The sequence below is a fragment of the Mycobacterium sp. genome (assembly GCF_049281135.1).
In the GTDB taxonomy this organism is placed as follows: Bacteria; Actinomycetota; Actinomycetes; order Mycobacteriales; family Mycobacteriaceae; genus Mycobacterium.
The window spans coordinates 1-4,882 of the sequence record NZ_JBAPRN010000103.1 but is presented as its reverse complement, the minus strand read 5'-3'; the positions used below and the strand labels follow the sequence as shown (position 1 = coordinate 4,882).

Here is a 4,882-nt window from a genome sequence, read left to right as displayed (position 1 = left end):
GCGTGAAGCTGTGGACGACCAATGGCGTCGTCGCCGAATTGCTGGTCGTGATGGCCCGGGTGCCGAAGAGCGACGGGCACCGCGGCGGCATCAGCGCGTTCGTCGTGGAAGCCGACTCGCCTGGCATCACCGTCGAGCGGCGCAACAAGTTCATGGGATTGCGCGGCATCGAGAACGGCCTCACTAGGCTCCACAATGTACGGGTGCCTGCCGAGAACCTCATCGGCAAGGAAGGCGACGGCCTCAAGATCGCGTTGACGACGCTGAACGCCGGGCGGCTCTCGATCCCCGCGATAGCGGCCGGCGCGTCGAAATGGTCGTTGAAGATCGCCCGGGAGTGGGCCGGTGAGCGCGTGCAGTGGGGCAAGCCGGTGGGCGAACACGGGGCGGTCGTCGAAAAGATCTCGTTCATGGCCGCGACGAGTTACGCGCTCGAATCGGTGCTGGAACTGTCCGGTCAGATGGCCGACGAGGGCCGCAACGACATCCGGATCGAGGCGGCGCTGGCCAAACTGTGGTCGAGCGAAATGTCTTGCAAGATCGGCGACGAGCTGCTGCAAATCCGCGGCGGGCGCGGCTACGAAACCGCTGAGTCGCTGGCTGCGCGCGGCGAGCGGGCAGTCCCGGTGGAGCAGGTGGTCCGCGACTTGAGGATCAACCGCATCTTCGAAGGCTCCAGCGAGATCATGCGGCTGCTGATCGCCCGCGAGGCCGTCGACGCCCATCTCAGTGCCGCGGGCGACCTCGCGAATCCGAAAGCCGATATCCGCCAGAAGGCGAAGGCGGCCGCTGGGGCGAGCGGGTTCTACGCAAAGTGGTTGCCGCAGTTGGTGTTCGGCGAAGGACAGCGACCGACGGCGTATCGCGAGTTCGGCAACTTGGCGACGCATCTGCGGTTCGTCGAGCGCTCCGCACGCAAGCTGGCCCGCAACACGTTCTACGCAATGGCGCGTTGGCAAGCGGCGATGGAGCAAAAGCAGGGGTTCCTCGGCCGCGTGGTGGATATCGGCGCCGAGCTGTTCGCGATGGCAGCAGCATGCGTGCGGGCCGAAGCACAGCGCGTCGACGATCGGGTCCGTGGCGAGCAGTCCTATGAGCTGGCCGATGTGTTTTGTCAGCAGGCCACCCTGCGGGTGGAAGCACTGTTCGAGGCCTTGTGGACCAATACCGACGGGGCTGACGCGCAGCTGGCCGCCAACGTATTGAAAGGGCGCTACACCTGGCTCGAAGAGGGGATCATCGACCAGTCCGAAGGAACCGGACCGTGGATCGCGCACTGGGAAGCGGGCGCGTCGACCGAGTCCGACCTTGCCCGCCGATTCCTGACCGTGGCGCAGACCTGATCGGGACGTAACTCGTCCGCGCGTTGGCATCCGACGTTTGTCGTCGGCTGAGCCGGTTCTTGCGGTTGCGGGCGTGCAACAGGGTTCCCGACGCCCGCTCGTTTGACGGCGCCGCGAAATTTCTCTTCGGAAGCGGTTTCAGGTGTGTCGTCAGAGGAGGCGGCCAGGAACCGGTCCGGGAGAGCCAGTTTGGCGATCGTCCGCAACACCAGTAGGTATTGGCGCGCCAGCGGGCCCGTGGTGTAGGGCAGCTCATACTTCGCGCAGACCTCCTGCACCCGCTCGGCGATCTGCGCATAGCGATTGCTGGGCAGATCAGGATAGAGATGGTGTTCGATCTGGTAACAGAGATTTCCGCTCATGAACGCCATCACCGGCCCGGCCCGAAAATTGGCACTACCCAACATTTGTCGCAGATACCACTGCGCCTTGGTCTCATCCTCCAGGGCTTCAGGGGTGAATTTCTCAGCCCCGTCAGCGAAGTGACCGCAGCAGATCACGGTGTATGCCCACAAGTTTCGCAGCAGGTTGGCTAGCACGTTTCCGAAAAGCACCCGACGCCAACGCCGCCCGGCGAGTGCAGGGATCAACAGGAAATCTTTACCTATCTGGCGGGTGATTTTGCGGCGCAGCGCTCGTGTGTGGGCAGACCTTTCGGCGTCAGTATCCGCGCGATCTTGTTCGGAATACAGACCGTGCAGTGCGATTCCCCATTCAAACGCAAGCGCCAGCAATAGATGCCGCAGCGGCTGTAACAGATTGCTGGGCCTCCACGGTTGGTCACCGGTGACGCGCATGACGCCGTAACCGAGATCGTCGTCGACGCCGACAACGTTGGTGAACATGTGATGGCGGTAGTTGTGGGAGTACCTCCATTGCGAGGACAGCCCGGCCATGTCCCACTCCCAGGTGGTGGAATGAATTTCGGGATCGTTCATCCAATCCCATTGACCGTGGCCGATATTGTGGCCCAGCTCCATGTTCTCGATGCTCTTGGCCGCGGCCAGGGCGCAAGTGCCGACCGCCCATCCGGCCCGGGTTCGGCTGGCGCCGATCACGACACGGGCGCCAAGATCGATGCAGCGTTGAACAGCGATAGTGCGCTGGATATACGTCCGGTCGTTCGCGCCCAGCGAATCCTCGACGTCGCGCCGGATCGCGTCCAACTCGGCGGCAAGTGCTTCGACGTCCGCGGCGCCCAGGTGGGCGTATTCACTTACGTCGGTGATGGCCATGAGTTTCTCACCGGGCAATCGACGGAGTGCCGCGCAGGGAATGGGGTGGTGGTTGGCGCCGGCGTGCCGGTGACGGTCCACTTTGGACGCGTTCGCATCGTGACTTTCTAGTGAGATCACCGGGATGCCCGGTGGCGAGCGGTCGCTCTCACGCTGTCGCTGCAGGGGACAGCGTTTTCGGGCCGGCTGGATTGTCAACCAGGGCCAGTCTACCGGCGGTGGCGGCCGGCTCGGTTATGAGCGTCGTCGCCCCGGTAGACCACCTCGGATGCCTAATTCCCACTGCGGTCCGTTGAACCGCATCGCAGTCAATATCCCTGCCGTAGAACGCACTTCACGGCCGCAGTGACCGGAGGCCGGGAGCTGATTTCTCCGAACCGCACCGGATGTGCCCGTCGAGTAAGGGCATCCTGCCTCGTCGGGATCGATCGATGCATCATCTGAAACGTTTAGCCAGCAGTCGGATGGGTACGCTCATCTCGCGAGTAGGTATTAGCCGCATCGCTTCACCGGACGAACTACAGCAGCTGGTTCGACGACCATCTCCGGTTCCCTCTTTTTAGGATCTTCTTCAATGCCGCCTGGGAGGCGCAATGTTCGTCCACAACAAAAGTCTTCAGTTCGAGGTTCGAGTAACCCAACCTGATCCGCGATTCGCGTCGCTGATGTTAGAGCAGTTCGGCGGGGCCAACGGCGAACTCACCGCTGCCTTGCAGTACTTCACCCAAGCCTTCGTGCTGCGGGAGAAGAACCCCAAGATGTACGACCTCTTCATGGATATCGCCACCGAAGAACTCAGCCATCTCGAAATGGTTGGCTCGATGATCACGATGCTGCTGGACGGACTCAATGACGATCTCAAAATGGCCAACCAGAAATGCGACTGGATGCCGGCGGTGACCACACCGGACGGCCGCGAACAAGCGATCCACCAGGTCGCGGTCAGCCCATTGTTCTTGACGCTCAGTGGTGGTGGACCCGATTTCAAAGACTCGGCCGGCAACCCCTGGACGAGCACCTTTATCAGCGCGAACGGCGATCCCGCCGTGGATCTGCGCAGCAACCTCGCGGCAGAGTCCCGGGCGAAAGTCGTCTACGAGTACCTCAAGCAATTCACCGACGATCCCGGCGTGCAGGATTCGTTGACATTCCTGATGACTCGCGAGATCGCGCACTACCAGCAGTTCACCGCTGCCCTCAACGAACTTCCGGTGAACTTCCCTCCCGGCAAGCTGCCGGGTGACCCTCGATTCCAGAATGTCGCGTTCAACATGTCCAACGGCGGAGACGCCGTGCGCGGACCCTGGAATAAGGGCCAAGGCCCATGGCCAGAGGGCATGGAGTGGGAGTACATCGAGAAACCCGAACAACAATGGCTGGGTACCGATATCAGCCAGAACAAAGGCGCCGAGCAGAACCCGACGGGTTCACCCGGTGTCGCGGGCGACAAGGCTTTCACTCACGAACAGCATCTTCCCACAACATAACTGACAAGCATGATGGCCGGCGCCGAATATTTCGGCGCCGGCCATCTGCTGTCTATCAGTGGATCTGCGGGTTCGGCGGGTTGTCGGCTGCGCGACCGGTGAAGGCGTCGCGCACGTGATCGATTGTCGCAGCGACCATCCCCGTCGTCTTGAGCGCCGTGGGGGTGGGCGGAGTGCCGGGGTGCGGGCGGGTGGGCGCGATTTTTTTGGCGCGCTCGAGTTTTTCCCCGAGCTTGTTCAGCTCCTCACGGCTCGCGGCGGCTTCGAACCGTGGAAACACGACATCCTGCTCGTAAGCGATATGTTCGCGGCCGACCTTGACGAATTCCTTTAGGGTCTGGTGGTATTCGGCTTCACCCGGCTTGCCCTCAGCCAGGCGCTGTAATAGCAACTTGCCATCCTGCTCCTGCGCAATCGCTTCGTCCGCGAGCGCATCTCCGTCTTCGAGCGCCGCGCGTACGGCGGGCCAGAAGTGCTGTTCCTCAATGGCTTCGTGCTGCGACTCGGCGATGACCAGGTTGGTCACCATCGTTTCCAAGCCGCTCAGCTGGGCGCCAGAGCCAGTCGGAGCCTCGTCGAGCACATCGAACATGCCCAACACACTCTTGTGGTCCTGACGAAGAAAAGTCAACGCGTCCATACTATTTCCCTTTTCATAAATGAGTTGGCCAGCCCCCGTCAGAGTGAAACGCTGACGGGGGCTGTTTAGAGCGGGGTGGATGTTAGACGCGCCCGCGAGTGGCTGTGGGTGCTGCGTCGACGGTGGCGTCGCTCGTATTACGTCGGTTCAGTCCCGCGAGACCGAACAACCCAAGCC

Annotated in this window: 3 protein-coding genes and 1 pseudogene; 2 read left to right on the top strand and 2 right to left on the bottom strand. The window is 62.1% G+C overall.

The window, feature by feature from the left end; genetic code table 11:
• Nucleotides 1–1,343: acyl-CoA dehydrogenase family protein (locus tag WAN02_RS04230; RefSeq protein WP_422262925.1), on the top strand; the 1,343-nt coding region annotated here is incomplete at its 5' end.
• A gap of 107 nt (nucleotides 1,344–1,450) precedes the next feature.
• Here the strand turns inward: WAN02_RS04230 and WAN02_RS04225 are convergent.
• Nucleotides 1,451–2,578 (bottom strand): annotated as a pseudogene (locus tag WAN02_RS04225) (fatty acid desaturase family protein); the annotation flags it as partial.
• A gap of 593 nt (nucleotides 2,579–3,171) precedes the next feature.
• Between WAN02_RS04225 and WAN02_RS04220 the strand changes: the two are divergent.
• Nucleotides 3,172–4,065, top strand: coding sequence for a manganese catalase family protein (locus WAN02_RS04220; protein WP_422262924.1), 894 nt, complete (start codon nucleotides 3,172–3,174; stop codon nucleotides 4,063–4,065).
• A 55-nt stretch (nucleotides 4,066–4,120) separates the two neighbouring features.
• Here the strand turns inward: WAN02_RS04220 and WAN02_RS04215 are convergent, their stop codons facing one another.
• Nucleotides 4,121–4,705: a hemerythrin domain-containing protein gene (locus tag WAN02_RS04215; RefSeq protein WP_422262923.1), complete on the bottom strand. Its 585-nt coding sequence runs from the start codon at nucleotides 4,703–4,705 to the stop codon at nucleotides 4,121–4,123.
• Between the last annotated feature and the right edge of the window lie 177 nt (nucleotides 4,706–4,882).

Coding starts and splice junctions, on each gene's coding strand:
- WAN02_RS04215 (WP_422262923.1), bottom strand. CDS start 4,705: ATGGACGCGTTGACTTTTCTTCGTCAGGACCACAAGAGTGTGTTGGGC.
- WAN02_RS04220 (WP_422262924.1), top strand. CDS start 3,172: ATGTTCGTCCACAACAAAAGTCTTCAGTTCGAGGTTCGAGTAACCCAA.